The 13,773-nt window shown below is 61.9% G+C and carries 12 protein-coding genes; 5 read left to right on the top strand and 7 right to left on the bottom strand.

Going from position 1 to position 13,773, the window contains the following annotated elements; all coding sequences use genetic code 11:
* Positions 1-12: 12 nt before the first annotated feature.
* From V6F88_RS01475 to flhD, 5 genes are all read right to left on the bottom strand, one after another.
* Positions 13-393, bottom strand: coding sequence for a response regulator (locus V6F88_RS01475; RefSeq protein WP_046806437.1), 381 nt, complete (start codon positions 391-393; stop codon positions 13-15).
* Positions 394-395: 2 nt separating this feature from the next.
* Positions 396-1,385 (bottom strand): flagellar motor protein MotB, encoded by a 990-nt coding sequence (motB, locus tag V6F88_RS01470; RefSeq protein WP_332607593.1) that lies wholly within the window; start codon positions 1,383-1,385, stop codon positions 396-398.
* An 11-nt stretch (positions 1,386-1,396) separates the two neighbouring features.
* Positions 1,397-2,266, bottom strand: coding sequence for a flagellar motor stator protein MotA (motA, locus tag V6F88_RS01465; RefSeq protein ID WP_046806435.1), 870 nt, complete (start codon positions 2,264-2,266; stop codon positions 1,397-1,399).
* Positions 2,267-2,396: 130 nt separating this feature from the next.
* Positions 2,397-2,978 carry a flagellar transcriptional regulator FlhC gene (flhC, locus tag V6F88_RS01460; RefSeq protein ID WP_332607592.1) on the bottom strand — a complete coding sequence of 194 codons (582 nt, stop codon included), beginning with the start codon at positions 2,976-2,978 and terminating at the stop codon, positions 2,397-2,399.
* Between the two features lie 32 nt (positions 2,979-3,010).
* Positions 3,011-3,334: a flagellar transcriptional regulator FlhD gene (flhD, locus tag V6F88_RS01455; protein ID WP_006219025.1), complete on the bottom strand. Its 324-nt coding sequence runs from the start codon at positions 3,332-3,334 to the stop codon at positions 3,011-3,013.
* A 431-nt stretch (positions 3,335-3,765) separates the two neighbouring features.
* Between flhD and V6F88_RS01450 the strand changes: the two genes are divergently transcribed.
* From V6F88_RS01450 to V6F88_RS01430, 5 genes are all read left to right on the top strand, one after another.
* Positions 3,766-4,521, top strand: a complete 756-nt coding sequence (locus tag V6F88_RS01450; protein WP_332607591.1) for an RNA polymerase sigma factor FliA — start codon at positions 3,766-3,768, stop codon at positions 4,519-4,521.
* Positions 4,522-4,696: 175 nt separating this feature from the next.
* Positions 4,697-6,301, top strand: a complete 1,605-nt coding sequence (locus V6F88_RS01445) for a methyltransferase regulatory domain-containing protein (RefSeq protein WP_332607590.1) — start codon at positions 4,697-4,699, stop codon at positions 6,299-6,301.
* 256 nt (positions 6,302-6,557) lie between these two features.
* Complete coding sequence (locus V6F88_RS01440; protein WP_120154979.1) at positions 6,558-8,237, top strand: flagellin N-terminal helical domain-containing protein; 1,680 nt, start codon at positions 6,558-6,560, stop codon at positions 8,235-8,237.
* A gap of 280 nt (positions 8,238-8,517) precedes the next feature.
* Entirely contained in the window at positions 8,518-9,588 is a 1,071-nt protein-coding gene (locus V6F88_RS01435) for a hypothetical protein (protein WP_332607589.1), read from the top strand.
* 234 nt (positions 9,589-9,822) lie between these two features.
* Entirely contained in the window at positions 9,823-10,014 is a 192-nt protein-coding gene (locus V6F88_RS01430) for a putative motility protein (protein WP_104144959.1), read from the top strand.
* A 259-nt stretch (positions 10,015-10,273) separates the two neighbouring features.
* Here V6F88_RS01430 and lpdA read toward each other — a convergent pair whose 3' ends face one another.
* The gene (gene lpdA, locus V6F88_RS01425; RefSeq protein ID WP_332607586.1) at positions 10,274-12,070 is read right to left on the bottom strand and encodes a dihydrolipoyl dehydrogenase; all 1,797 of its coding nucleotides are present in this window, start codon (positions 12,068-12,070) and stop codon (positions 10,274-10,276) included.
* A 12-nt stretch (positions 12,071-12,082) separates the two neighbouring features.
* Complete coding sequence (gene aceF, locus V6F88_RS01420) at positions 12,083-13,765, bottom strand: dihydrolipoyllysine-residue acetyltransferase (protein ID WP_332607585.1); 1,683 nt, start codon at positions 13,763-13,765, stop codon at positions 12,083-12,085.
* Positions 13,766-13,773 lie beyond the last annotated feature (8 nt).

The following is a 13,773-nucleotide window of genomic DNA, read 5'->3' as shown; positions in this document are numbered from 1 at the left end:
AATGAACCTGCTTTACGCGCCGGCCTGCTCATCGAGCAGCTCGGTCGCCAATTCCACCAGCACATCGGGGTCGACCGGCTTGGACAGCCAGCCACAAACGCCCAGATCCCGAGCGGCCATCTTGCTACCCACATCGTCTTCGGTGGTCAGCACCAGCACCGGTACATCCAGGTACTGGTCCAGCTCACGCAGGCCTTGAATCAATTCAAGCCCGCCCTTGACGGGCATATTCCAGTCGCTGACCACGAGGTCCACCGGATGGCTCTTGGCCACCTCCAGCGCTTCCTGGCCGTTGCCGGCCGTCAACACTTTCCACCCCGCGCCCGTCAACGTCGCCTGGACGATCATCCGCATCGTCGCCGAGTCGTCCGCCACCAGAATCGTTGCCGCCATTGCTATCGAACCCCCTGAACCGGCGGCGCGTTCGCCGCTTCGCCTTGATTGGTTGCCGTCGTGGCCTGGGCGGCGGCTTGCACCGCCTCCACGGCCGTCCCCACCTCGCGAGCATCTTTGGCGCTTACGTCCGCGGCTGCGGCGTTCTCGTTTTCGATGCGCTTCTGGGTGTTCATATTGAGCACCACGAGGCTGATACGTCTATTAACGGCTGCATACGGATCATCTTTAACCAGACTCATGCTGGAAGACAGACCCTGGATGCGCATGACCTTGCTTTCGTTCATGCCGCCGGCCACCAATTCCTGGCGCGAGGCATTGGCGCGGTCCGCCGACAGTTCCCAGTTGCTATAGGCGCGCTCACCGCGCGCGTACTGCGAGGCGTCGGTGTGGCCCGAGATACTGACGCGGTTAGGCAGCTCGTTCAGCACCGGCCCCAGTTCGCGCAGAATGTCGCGCATGTACGGCTGCACTTCGGCGCGGCCTGTGGCGAACATCGGGCGGTTCTGGTTGTCGATGATCTGGATGCGCAGGCCCTCGGTCGTCAGGTCGATCAGCAGCTGCGGCCTGAAGCTTTTCAGGACGGGGCTGGTCTCGATGACGTTTTCAAGGCGGCGCTTCAGGTTTTCAAGGCGGTGCTGTTCGCGCCGTTCGGCGTCGCCCATGGGCTGGGATTCGACCCGGTTGCCCTGGCCTTTGCGCACATCGCCCTCGCTGCGCAAGGGGTCGCGGCCGCCGCCGGGCACGGCGCTGGTCTCGGCCGAGCTGCTGGGCCCGCCCGTGATCGCCACGCGCAGCGGCATGCGGAAGTATTCCGCGATGCCCTTGAGCTCTTCGCGCGGCACGATGCTGATCAGCCACATCACCAGGAAGAACGCCATCATCGCCGTGATGAAGTCGGCGTAGGCGATCTTCCAGCTGCCGCCATGGTGCCCGCCGCCCTTGACCTTCTTGCGGCGGATCACCACACGGTGGTTGTTTACGGTGCTCATCGCCCGCTCCGTCAGGCCTTGCCGGTCGACTTGGTTTGCCGGACGTGCTCTTCCAGCTCACCAAAGGTCGGACGCACGGACGAGAACAGCACCTTGCGGCCAAATTCCACCGCCAGTTGCGGCGGGTAGCCGTTCATGCTGGCCAGCAGCGTGGTCTTGATGCATTCCAGCACTTTCATGGCCTCGTCATTGCGGCGCTCGACCCGCGAGGCCAGCGGCCCCACGAAACCGTACGCCAGCAAGATGCCCAGGAACGTGCCGACCATGGCCTTGGAAATCAGGTCGCCCAGGATGGCGGGCGGCTGGTCCACTGCCGCCAGCGCCTTGATCACGCCCAGCACCGCGGCCACGATACCGAAGGCCGGCAGGCCGTCAGCCATCTGTTGCAGCGCGTGCGCGGGCACTTCGCGTTCATGGCGATAGGTCTCGATTTCCTCGTCCATGAGCGTTTCGATTTCAAACGAGCTCATGTTGCCGCTGATCATGATGCGCAGGTAGTCCGTAATGAACTCCATGAGCTTCGCGTCTTTGGCAATGCGCGGATATTCGCTGAAGATCGGGCTGGAAGCCGGGTCCTCAATATGCGATTCGATGGCCATCAGGCCTTCACGGCGCGCTTTATTCAACAACACGTACAGCAGAGCCATCAGCTCCATGTACACGTCCTTGCTGTAGCGCGAGCTTTTAAGCGCGTCAGGCAGCGCCTTCTTGACCAGCATCAGCGATTTTTTGCTGTTGCCGGCAAGGAAAGCCCCAAAGGCCGCACCAAAGATCAGTGTCAGCTCGAAGGGCTGGTAAAGCGCGCCCAAGTGGCCGCCCAGCGCTATGAAGCTGCCGACGACCGACACGATCACCACGAGAAAACCGATAACAATCAACACATCAGGCCCCTGCCAACGAAGTCTAAAACTGGCGTCAATGATCCCCTGTTCCCCCCGACCCAAAAAGGCGGGTTACGGGGAGTTTTCCAGGGCTTTTGATGTATTTGGACGCGCGCCTGGCGCGTCCGGGTCACGGACGGACAGCGCCGAGCGCGGGCACCGGACGGGTGCCGGCACGTGCTTTGGCGGCCGCGCGCGTCTTGCCGGCGCGAGGAGGCGGACGGCAGATCGCGCACACGAAATCCGAGTGCGGATCGTGGGCATGGGCGATGAAATGGCCACCGCATTGGCGGCAGGCGGACAGCTGGAGCATGCCGCTGTCGAAGAAACGCACAAGCATCCAGGCACGGGTGAAGCTCAACACCGGTTCCGAGCTTTCGGCCGTGTCCAGGCCGGCGTTTTCCAGGTAAAGGCGATAGGCGTCGATGATGGCGCGGATGCCTTTGCTGCTGGTGCGCGCGTTCAGGAACGAATAAACGTTGTAGAACAGCGACGAGTGAATATTCGGCAGCCAGGTCATGAACCAGTCCACCGAGAACGGCAGCATGCCCTTGGGTGGCGAGCAGCCGCGAATTTCGCGGTACAAGCGTGCCAGGCGGTCGTGGCTGAGGCTGGTTTCAGCCTCCAGGACCTGAAGCCGCGCTCCCAGGGTAATCATGGAGCTGGCAAGCAGGATGTCGTCCGCTTCCTGAGATACGCTTTTGGAGGCCATTACACGAGTCCGAGTGGGTGTTGGAGCGGCCGTCAGGCCAGTTCTTCTACAGGTTGCTTGGCCAGCAAGATTGTTGCGTGAGCTTGTTGCAGCGCGCCGCCCAGAACATCATGGGTCAGGGCCGACAGCAGGCTGTAGTCATCAAAGCGGAAACGGCACAGCAGCGAACTGGAGCTGGCCAGCTTGACCAGCTGCGCCGGCGACAGGCGCATCAGGATGTCAGCGACTTCGTTACTGAATCCCAAACGAAACATGGATGCTGCATAGTCATCACGCAACATACGTTGCGCAAGTAACAGGTATGACAGATTCACTTCGCGAATGTCTGCCAGCAAAGAATTTTCGACTTGTTGCACGCCCTACTCCCTATCCCAATCCCACCCACGGGGGCTCGATAACCAAAAGCACCGGTGTCTTAGTGACACCTGGTTGCTGCTGCATCCTGTTTTAATGCGAAATGTATCATTTGTTCGCAATTTAAGTAAAATTTACCACAGGTGATGTCATTTTCTATGACTTATATGACAAATCTTTGTTGATATTGCGCAACCTGTGAGTTTCGATACACATTGACATAGAAACTCGTGACGAATTTACGTCAATTTGGCAAATAAGCATTCAAAACGTTGCGTACTTCCGGGAATGAAATGTTGTGCAGTGCCGACAATGTCACCTTGCCGATCACTAAATCCTGGTCGCTTTAGCGCAGCCGCGCGTTTGTCGACAATGTCGCAAATTGACAACGTCTGACGATGCGTCACGATGGACACCGCCTGACATTCCCGCAATGCCCCACGCAGATGACAGCTTGGTCGAATATGCCCCGCTAGTGCGGAAGCTGGCCCTGCAATTGCTCGCACGGCTACCCGCTAGTGTGGAGCTCGACGACCTGATACAGGCCGGCATGATCGGCCTGCTTGACGCCGTAAGGCGCTATCAGGAAACGGCAGACGCCCAATTCGAGACCTACGCCACGACCCGTATTCGTGGCGCGATGCTGGACGAGCTTCGCGGCCAGGACTGGCTGCCCCGCAGCGTCCGCACCAAGGCGCGCAAGATCGAGCAAGCTATCCAGCAGCTCGAGCAGCGCCTGATGCGCGCGCCTTCCGAAGCCGAGATCGCCGCCCAGCTTGAAATGCCGATCGGCGAATACCAATCGCTGCTGCACGACGCCCAAGGCGTGCAGATCGTGCATTACGAAGACTTCACCACCGAACCCGACTCCGCCTCCGGCCAGTCCGACTGGACCGCCACGCTGAACCACGGCTCGGCCGGTGGGAATCCGCTGGATGCGCTACTGGCCGGTGATTTCCGTCAGGCGCTGGTGCAGGCGATTGATGCCTTGCCTGATCGGGAGAAGTTGTTGCTGTCGCTGTGTTACGAGCAGGGGCTGAATCTGAAAGAGATCGGCGCCATCATGAATGTGACCGAGGCACGGGTGTGTCAGCTGAGGTCGCAGGCGACGGCGCGGATACGGGCGAAGTTGAAAGATCTGGCCTGGCAGGAACTGCCGCTGGAAGGGCAGATCGCGCAGATTATTTGATGGGCTCCGTAACGCAGTCGGCACTCGCCCCTGCGCTGCGGAAACCCCTGCAATTCTGGCGCTATTCGGCGCATTTGCGGTAGCGGCGCGCTGCTAGGCTATCGCCATCATTCACCTTGTTACCCGCAGGCCAGGCCATCCGCCGGCACAGCCTCTTTTCGCCCTGGAACCCGTTATGAATCACTCCGATGACCTCGTGCAGGCGCTTTCCGACGCCTATGACGAAACGCCTTACGAATCCTATGCTTTTCCGCTTACGGCGCCCGGCCACCTGCGTGCCGTGGCGGCGTTGTACGGCCTGAATGCGCCGGCGGTAGAGAACGCGCGCGTCCTGGAGTTGGGGTGTGCAGCAGGCGGCAACCTCCTGCCGTTTGCCGCGGCGCATCCGAGTGCGCACGCCACGGGCGTCGACCTGTCGGCGCAACAGATCGAGTCGGGCCAGGCGGTTATCAAGGCCATGGGGTTGAAGAACATCGACCTGCGCGCCATGAGCATTACCGACATCAACAAGGATTTCGGTCAGTTCGACTACATCATCGTGCACGGCGTATTCAGCTGGGTACCGCCCGTTGTGCGCGAAGCCATCCTGCGCGTATGCCGTGAAAACCTGGCTCCCGATGGCATCGCCTACGTCAGCTACAACACCTACCCCGGCTGGAAAGCGTCCGACGTCGTGCGCGACGCGATGATCCTGAACAGCTTTGGTGCCGAAACGCCGCAGGATCGCCTGGTGCGCGCGAAGGACATGCTAAGCATGTTGGAAAACGGGCTGTCGAACACCAACCCGTTGCGCTCGGCGCTACAACATGCGTCGCGCCAATTGCGCAGGCACTCAGACTATTACCTGGTGCACGAGTATCTTGAGGCAGTGAATTCGCCCTGCTACTTCCTGGAATTTGCAGCGGCCGCACAACAAGCGGGCCTGGCTTATCTGACTGACGCCGAGCCGCAATCGTGCATGGCCAGCAATTTCGGCGACAACGTTGCCGTCATGCATAACGCGTTGGCAGCCGACGCCTCAAGGGAAATGCGCGAGCAGTATCTGGACTTCGCCGTAGGCCGCCAGTTCCGCAAGAGCCTGCTGATTCATGAGGAGCGCGCGCAGCAGATCCTGGAAACGCCCGAAGTCAACGTGTTTGAAAAAATGCACTTTGGCGCGCGTCTGACATCGTCCGCCGCTCCGGCCGGGGCTCCGTCCAAAGAACGTCACTATCGGACCGCGCGCGGCCGAGGCATCGCCAGCAGCGATCCCACCTTTGTCGCGGTCGCGGAAGCGCTGCGCCAGGCCTGGCCGCACGCACTTAGCTTTGCGGAACTGCTGGACGCGGCCCGCGCGAAAGCCAAGAAGTCGACCACGCCGGATGAGTTGACGATTGCGGTCCTGACCCACCTGGTCGTATTCCTTAATGCAAACGCGCTGGAATACCGCCATGAACCGCTGGGCTATGTTGCGGATGCCGCGAAACCGCAGTGGATTCCCGGGCTTGCAGCCTTGAGCCAGCTGGCCGAGCAAGACGCCCTGCCCTTGGGCACCTATAACCTGTGGCATCAGCACGTGCTGTTTCCGTCGGATGACATCGGCAAGTTCGTGGTTCGCCACATCGACGGCCAGACCTCGGTGGCGGACCTGCGCACCAAGCTGCGTGATGCATTGGCCAGCGGAGACGTTGCACATCCTTCCGGCAAGTCGCTCAAGCGCGTGCGCAATCTGGACTCCATCGCCCAAACGCTGGTGGCCGAGGCCATGAGCAAGCTGCGCGCGAATGGCCTGTTGATTTAAAGCCTGCCTTGTTACAAGTGACGTGGCCACGGTTGGCCCTTAATCATTGGCCCGTCACTCCCCCTGTTTAGCGAGTAACCGAGTTTCCCAAGAGCAAAAATTTACGGATATCGAAAAAATGCCCTAAAGAATGTTTGGGCCCTGTCGTTATCCTGGCAACGGAAGAGTTTCAGCAACATCGTCGATACCTTCTCGTTACGTTTGGGCGGCCTAGCTGCCCGGTTTGAAGAAGCCTTTCTCTCTTGGGAGCCTAAACATGGCTGCAGTTATCAACACCAACTACTTGTCGCTCGTTGCTCAGAACAACCTGAACAAGTCGCAATCTTCCCTCGGTACCGCCATCGAACGCCTGTCGTCGGGCCTGCGCATCAACAGCGCCAAGGACGACGCCGCCGGTATGGCCATTGCCAACCGCTTCACCGCGAACGTCAAGGGCCTGACCCAAGCCGCTCGTAACGCCAACGACGGTATCTCGCTGGCTCAGACGACGGAAGGCGCTGCCTCCGAAATCAACACCCACCTGCAACGTGTTCGCGAACTGGCCGTGCAAGCCGGTAACAGCAGCTACTCGCAAGAACAGCTGAACTCGATGCAAGACGAAATCAACCAACGTCTGTCGGACATCGACCGCATCTCGCAACAAACCGACTTCAACGGCGTGAAGGTTCTGTCGGATTCGGCCAAGCCCCTGACGCTGCAAGTTGGCGCCAACGACGGCGAAACGATCACCCTGAACCTGTCGGAAATCAGCGTCAAGACGCTGGGTCTGGACGGCTTCAACGTGAACGGCAAGGGCGTGACCCAGAACCGTTCGGCTACCGTTACCGACGTGATCGCCCAAGGCGGCGCCCTGCAAGGCGACGGTTCCTACAAGGTCACCACGACGTTCCAAGCTGCTTCGGCCGAATCCGTGCTGGGCAAGCTGAGCGATGGCAACACGGTCGCAGTGGGCGGCGGTGCCACCTACACGTACGACGCTGCCAAGGGCAACTTCACGTTCACGAAGACGGTTGACACGACCGTTGCCGCTGACGTCACCGCCTTGGCCAACAAGATCAAGCCGACCAGCGGCACGGTGTCGGGCAGCTACGAAATCACGACGGGCAAGACCGCCACGTTCGACGTTGACGCCGCAGGCAAGATCACCATCGGCGGCAACGCTGCCTTCTTGAACGCTGATGGCGAACTGACCACCAACGACAAGAGCGGTGCTCTGACCCAAGCCACGCTGGACGACGTCCTGACCTCGGTCGGCACGGAAGCCAACAGCTCGGTCACCATCGGTGGCACGAAGTACAGCAACAGCAACACTGGCGAGCTGTCGTACACCGCCGTCGCTTCGACCGCTGACGTCCTCAGCGCCCTGGGCTCCTCGACCGCCGCGTCGACCGTGACCATGGGCTCGGGCATCACGTCCGCTTCGGTGACCTTCGCTACCGCCACGACCGACTCCGACAACACGTGGACCGACAACAAGGGCGAACTGACCAAGGTCCAAACGTACGACACGTCGTACAAGATCAACGCCGACACCGGCGAAGTGACCGTGGTTGGCGACAACAGCGCCACCGCCAAGGAATACGCCTCGGCTGCTGGTGCCAAGGTCCTGGTGGGTTCGGACGGCAAGCTGACGACCTCGACGACGTCGGCTGGCGACAAGACCACCGATCCGCTGAAGACGCTGGACGCTGCCTTCACGAAGCTGGACAAGCTGACCGGTGAACTGGGTGCCGTGCAGAACCGTCTGGAATCGACGATCTCGAACCTGAACAACGTGGTCAACAACCTGTCCAACGCTCGTTCGCGTATTCAAGACGCCGACTACGCCACGGAAGTGTCGAACATGTCCAAGGCTCAGATCCTGCAACAAGCAGGTACCTCGGTTCTGGCGCAAGCCAACCAAGTGCCGCAAACCGTTCTGTCGCTGCTGCGTTAATCAACCAGCAACGCCTGACGGCAGGATCGGTGATACCGCAAGGTTGAAACCGATCCACCCTGGCACTAGATCGCAGAAAAGCCGGCGCAAGCCGGCTTTTCTGCTTTTTGCTTTTGGCACCGTAGTCGGCAAGATCCTCGATAGGCCCAGACGCCCCACGTGCGTTGTCATTGCCCAGCTTGCAGTGCCCGTGATCGGAATATGCGTCGCGGTCCCTGGCCAGCGATCAACCAAATATAGAAGGCCGCTTTTTGCCGCCTGCTCGCTTTTTTGAAACGCGTTGCGCACCCTCATAATTTGCCACCGCACCACCTTTGTATCTATATTTTTCAGCCCCATGACCGCCACGCCTCCCGATCCCTACGCTACGCAGCATGACAGCACTACGGATCCTGATGCCACGGCGCCGGTCGATGCGCAGACGCGGCGTTTGCGGGAAGAGAACCGCGCGTTGCGGGAATTGCTGGCGGCCCAGGTGCACGCCGCGATGCCGCAGCCTCAGCCCAGTTGCCTGCGGCGTATCGGCTGGGCGTTGATCTCGGCGCCCGGCGCTGCGCTGGTGGGTTGGCGCGCCCTGTTGGGGCGGGACGAAGGCCAGCCGATGACGGGTCGGCGTGTCGGTTCCGCTACATTGACCGTGCTGTACACGTTGGCAATCTATGGCGCCTTGGTGCTGCTGGTGGTGTCGTGGAATGCGCCTAACAACGGGATCACGGGCGCCAGGTCGGCCAGCCCGGTACGTGTGCCGTTGACGCCGCTGCCGGCACTGCCCACGGAAGAAGCGCCCAGCGAATGGGAGACGACGAAGCCGCAGGGGGGCGTGTCCGTTGATGCGCCACAGACGGCTGCGCCAGCGCAATCAGCGCCGGCAACAGGCGCCCGCGCGCCCTCCACGACCAGCCCTGATGCCGCGCCCGATGCGGGTGCTTTTGCGGCCGCTGGTGCTTCTGCTGATCCCAGTGCCGCTGCTTCTGCTTCTACTGCTTCCGTTTCTGCTTCTACTGCTTCTGCTTCCGCTACTTCCGGTGTCCCGGCAGCTAACGGAACTTCTGATACCGCGGGGGCCTCTGCTGCCCCTCCCCCTGCCGCCGCTGCGCCCACCGCAGCGTCGCCCACAACCGCGAGCGCTCCCGCAGTCGCGGCCCCGACCAGTCCACGATCAACGCTGCGCATCACCGAAATTCCTGCCCGGAACCCGATGGCGTGGGTGGGGGCCCTGGACCGGGAACTGGCGCGTTGCGCCGAGCTTGGGTTTTTTGAACGTCCGGAATGCGCGTGGGCGGCTCGCAAGCAATACTGCGAACCGAATCAGGGCTGGGGCGCGGTGAAGGAATGTCCGGTGCAGCCTTAAGGCGAACACCGTACCGCGCCGATGCTGTCTTGCCTCATGCAGCGGCCAGCACCTCCCCTGTCACATTCCAGCCACGTAAAACACCCATAATCTTTTGCACAAGAAGCGCAAACCTGCGCAATAATGCGACATGTTTGAAGTGGGCTAGCCAATCGACCCAAGCTAATCGACCCAAGCTTATCGAGCCAGTCGTATCGCCCTCCGCAAACACTCTTCCACAAGGACACAAAGACCATGGATTCCATCAGCAGCACCGTCAACGCCGCACTGGCTTTGCAAGACGTGAACCTATCGCAGGAAATCCAGGCCCGCGTGCTGAAGAAGGCGCTGAACGCGCAAGCCGATACCGCGCTGACGCTGATGCAGTCGGTGGCCCCGATGGCCGTTGACGCCACGCTGGGTTCGCGCATCAATACGCACGCTTGATATCGCACGCTTGATATCGCACGCTTGATATCGCAAGCCTGATATGTCTCGGCAGATATCCCGCCCCTGATATTCACGCCTGCCCCCGGACGCCGCCCGCCACGCGGCGGCATCAAAAAAAGCGCTGGTCCTTTTACAAGGCCAGCGCTTTTTGCATTGCGGCGTCATCGTATGCGACCACGTATGCGACGACGTATGCGGCGGCGTGTGCGGCGGCGTGTGCGACGACAACCGCCGCCACACGCTGCCCGCCACACACTTACTTCTTCTTCATCGGCGGCAAGTCCGTGCACACACCCTCGGCCACTTCCGCCGCCATGCCCACCGATTCACCCAGCGTCGGGTGCGGGTGGATGGTCTTGGCGATGTCGACGACATCCGCGCCCATTTCCACGGCCAGGGCCAGTTCGCTGATCAGGTCGCCAGCGTGGGTGCCCACGATGCTGCCGCCCAGGATGCGATGCGTTTCCGCGTCGAAAATCAGCTTGGTGAAGCCTTCGTCGCGGCCGTTGGCGATGGCGCGGCCGGAAGCCGCCCACGGGAACACGCCCTTCTCGATTTTGATGCCTTGCTTCTTGGCTTCGTCTTCGGTCAGGCCCACCCATGCCACTTCCGGATCGGTGTAGGCCACCGACGGAATGACGCGGGCGTCAAAGAACGACTTCTGGCCGGCGGCGGCTTCCGCTGCCACGTGGCCTTCGTGCACGGCCTTGTGCGCCAGCATCGGCTGGCCGACGATGTCGCCAATGGCGTAGATGTGCGGCACGTTGGTGCGCATCTGGCGATCGACATCGATGAAACCGCGGTCGGTCACGGCGATGCCGGCCTTGTCGGCGCCGATCTTCTTGCCGTTGGGGCTGCGGCCCACGGCTTGCAGAACCAGGTCGTAGCGTTGCGGTTCCTTGGGCGCGCCCTCGCCTTCGAAGGTGACGTAGATGCCGTCTTTCTTGGCTTCGGCGCCCACGGTCTTCGTCTTCAACATAATGTTGTCGAAGCGATAGGCGTTTTTCTTTTGCCAGACCTTGACCAGATCGCGGTCAGCGCCTTGCATCAGGCCGTCCAGCATTTCCACGACGTCCAGGCGTGCGCCCAGCGTGGAGTACACCGTGCCCATTTCCAGGCCGATGATGCCGCCGCCCACGATCAGCATCTTCTTGGGCACTTCACGCAGCAGCAGTGCGCCGGTGGAGTCGACGACGCGGTCGTCCTTGGGCATGAAGGGCAGCTTCACCGACTGGCTGCCGGCGGCGATGATGGCTTGCTTGAAGCGCAGCGTCTGCGTCTTGCCGTCGGCGGACGTCACGGTCAGGTGGTAGGGGTCGGCGAATTCGCCCACGCCCGTCACCACGGTGACCTTGCGGGCCTTGGCCATGCCGGCCAAACCACCGGTCAGCTTGGCGACCACGCTGTCCTTGTAGCCGCGCAGCTTGTCCAGATCGATTTTGGGCTCGCCAAAGCTGATGCCATGGGCAGCCAGCTCGCGGGCTTCGTCGATGACCGCAGCGTTGTGCAACAGCGCCTTGGACGGAATGCAGCCCACGTTCAGGCAGACGCCGCCCAGCGTTGCGTAGCGTTCGACCAGGACCACGGACAGGCCCAGGTCGGCGGCGCGGAAGGCGGCGGAATAGCCGCCGGGGCCCGCGCCAAGCACCAGCATGTCATATTCACCGTCGGCCGAACCCTTGAAGCTGGACGCGACGGGTGCGGCAGCCTTGGCGGCCGGCGCCGCGGCGGCTTCGGCCTTCTTGGGGGCTTCGGCAGCCTTGGGGGCATCCTTGGCCGGGGCTTCCTTGGCGGCGGGCGCGGCGGCGGCATCCGATGCCTCCACTTCCAGCACGACCGCGCCTTCGGCAACCTTGTCGCCGACCTTGACGGCAATGGACTTCACCACGCCGCCTTGCGACGCCGGGATCTCCATCGAGGCCTTGTCCGACTCAACGGTGATCAGGCTTTGTTCGGCCTTGATCGTGTCGCCCACGGCGACCAGCACTTCGATGACTTCCACTTCCTTGAAGTCGCCGATGTCCGGCACTTTGATTTGAACGGTATTGCTCATAGGGCTCCCCGTTTACAGCGCGATGCGGCGGAAGTCGGCCAGCAAGGCGCCCAGATAGGCGTTGAAGCGGGCAGCGGAGGCGCCGTCGATGACGCGGTGGTCGTACGACAGCGACAGCGGCACGATCAGGCGCGGCACGAACTGCTTGCCGTCCCAGACGGGCTTGTGCGCGGAACGCGACACGCCCAGGATGGCCACTTCGGGCGCGTTGATGATCGGCGTGAAAGACGTGCCGCCGATACCGCCCAGGGACGAAATCGAGAAGCAGCCGCCCTGCATGTCAGCGGGCGAGATCTTGCCGTCGCGCGCCTTCTTGGACAGGTCCGTCATTTCTTGCGCGATCTGCAAGATGCCCTTCTTGTCGGCGTCGCGAATCACCGGCACCACCAGCCCGTTGGGCGTGTCGGCGGCAAAACCGATGTGGTAGTACTGCTTTAGCACCAGGTTGTCGCCGTCCAGCGACGCGTTGAACTCGGGGAATTTCTTCAAGGCGGCAACCACGGCCTTGATCAGGAAGGCCAGCATCGTGACCTTGACGCCCGACTTCTCGTTTTCCTTGTTCAGCGTGACGCGCAGCGCTTCCAGGTCGGTGATGTCCGCTTCGTCGTTGTTGGTGACGTGCGGGATCATGACCCAGTTGCGGTGCAGGTTCGCGCCGGAAATCTTCTTGATGCGCGACAGCGGCTTGGCTTCGATCGGGCCGAACTTGGTGAAGTCAACCTTGGGCCACGGCAACAGGCCCAGCGCGGCGCCATCGGCCGAACCGCCGGCTGCGGCAGCCGGTGCAGCGGCCAGCGCCTGCTTGACGAAACCGCGCACGTCGTCGGCGGTGATGCGTTCCTTGGGACCCGAACCCTTGACCTTGCTGAGGTTCACGCCCAGCTCGCGCGCGAACTTGCGCACGGACGGCGACGCGTGGGGCAGTTGGCCCGGCTTCAGGTTGGGGTCTTCCAGCGCGGCGGCAGGCGCCGGGCGCGACGCGGGCGCGGCAGCAGGCGCTTCAGCCTTGGCTTCGCTCTTGGCTTCGGCCTTGGCTTCCGGCTTGGCGTCGGACGTGGCTTCGGACTTGGCGGCAGGCGCAGCGCCGGCGTCGCCTTCGACGACGACAACAACCGAACCCTTGGCAACCTTGTCGCCCACCTTGACCTTCACTTCCTTGACCACGCCGCCTTGCGAGGCCGGGATCTCCATCGAGGCCTTGTCGGACTCAACGGTGATCAGGCTTTGCTCGGCCTTGATGGTGTCGCCCACGGCGACCATCACTTCGATGACTTCCACTTCCTTGAAGTCACCGATGTCCGGCACTTCGATATTGACCGGGCCGCTGCTGGCGGCCGGCGCGGCGGCTTCCGCCTTGGCGGCGGGAGCCGCGGCAGCAGCCTGCTTCGGCGCTTCCTTGGCGGCGGCCTTGGGGGCCTCTTCCTTGGCGGCCGGGGCGGCGCCCGAGCCTTCGGCTTCGGCTTCCACTTCCAGCACGACGGCGCCTTCGGCAACCTTGTCGCCAACCTTCACGGTGATGGACTTCACCACGCCGCCTTGCGACGCGGGGATTTCCATCGAGGCCTTGTCGGATTCCACGGTGATCAGGCTTTGTTCAGCCTTGATCGTGTCGCCCACCGCCACCAACACTTCAATGACTTCCACTTCCTTGAAGTCGCCGATATCGGGAACCTTGATTTGCACGATGTTGCTCATGTCTCTTT

Source organism: Achromobacter sp. ESBL13 (assembly GCF_036668755.1).
In the GTDB taxonomy this organism is placed as follows: Bacteria; Pseudomonadota; Gammaproteobacteria; order Burkholderiales; family Burkholderiaceae_B; genus Achromobacter.
This window is presented reverse-complemented; position numbering and strand designations above follow the sequence as displayed.

Excerpts from the sequence above, each read along its gene's own strand:
- lpdA (WP_332607586.1), bottom strand. The coding sequence starts at position 12,070 with ATGAGCAATACCGTTCAAATCAAAGTGCCGGACATCGGCGACTTCAAG.
- flhC (WP_332607592.1), bottom strand. The coding sequence starts at position 2,978 with ATGGCCTCCAAAAGCGTATCTCAGGAAGCGGACGACATCCTGCTTGCC.
- V6F88_RS01445 (WP_332607590.1), top strand. The coding sequence starts at position 4,697 with ATGAATCACTCCGATGACCTCGTGCAGGCGCTTTCCGACGCCTATGAC.
- V6F88_RS01450 (WP_332607591.1), top strand. The coding sequence starts at position 3,766 with ATGCCCCACGCAGATGACAGCTTGGTCGAATATGCCCCGCTAGTGCGG.
- V6F88_RS01430 (WP_104144959.1), top strand. The coding sequence starts at position 9,823 with ATGGATTCCATCAGCAGCACCGTCAACGCCGCACTGGCTTTGCAAGAC.
- V6F88_RS01440 (WP_120154979.1), top strand. The coding sequence starts at position 6,558 with ATGGCTGCAGTTATCAACACCAACTACTTGTCGCTCGTTGCTCAGAAC.
- V6F88_RS01475 (WP_046806437.1), bottom strand. The coding sequence starts at position 393 with ATGGCGGCAACGATTCTGGTGGCGGACGACTCGGCGACGATGCGGATG.
- motB (WP_332607593.1), bottom strand. The coding sequence starts at position 1,385 with ATGAGCACCGTAAACAACCACCGTGTGGTGATCCGCCGCAAGAAGGTC.
- aceF (WP_332607585.1), bottom strand. The coding sequence starts at position 13,765 with ATGAGCAACATCGTGCAAATCAAGGTTCCCGATATCGGCGACTTCAAG.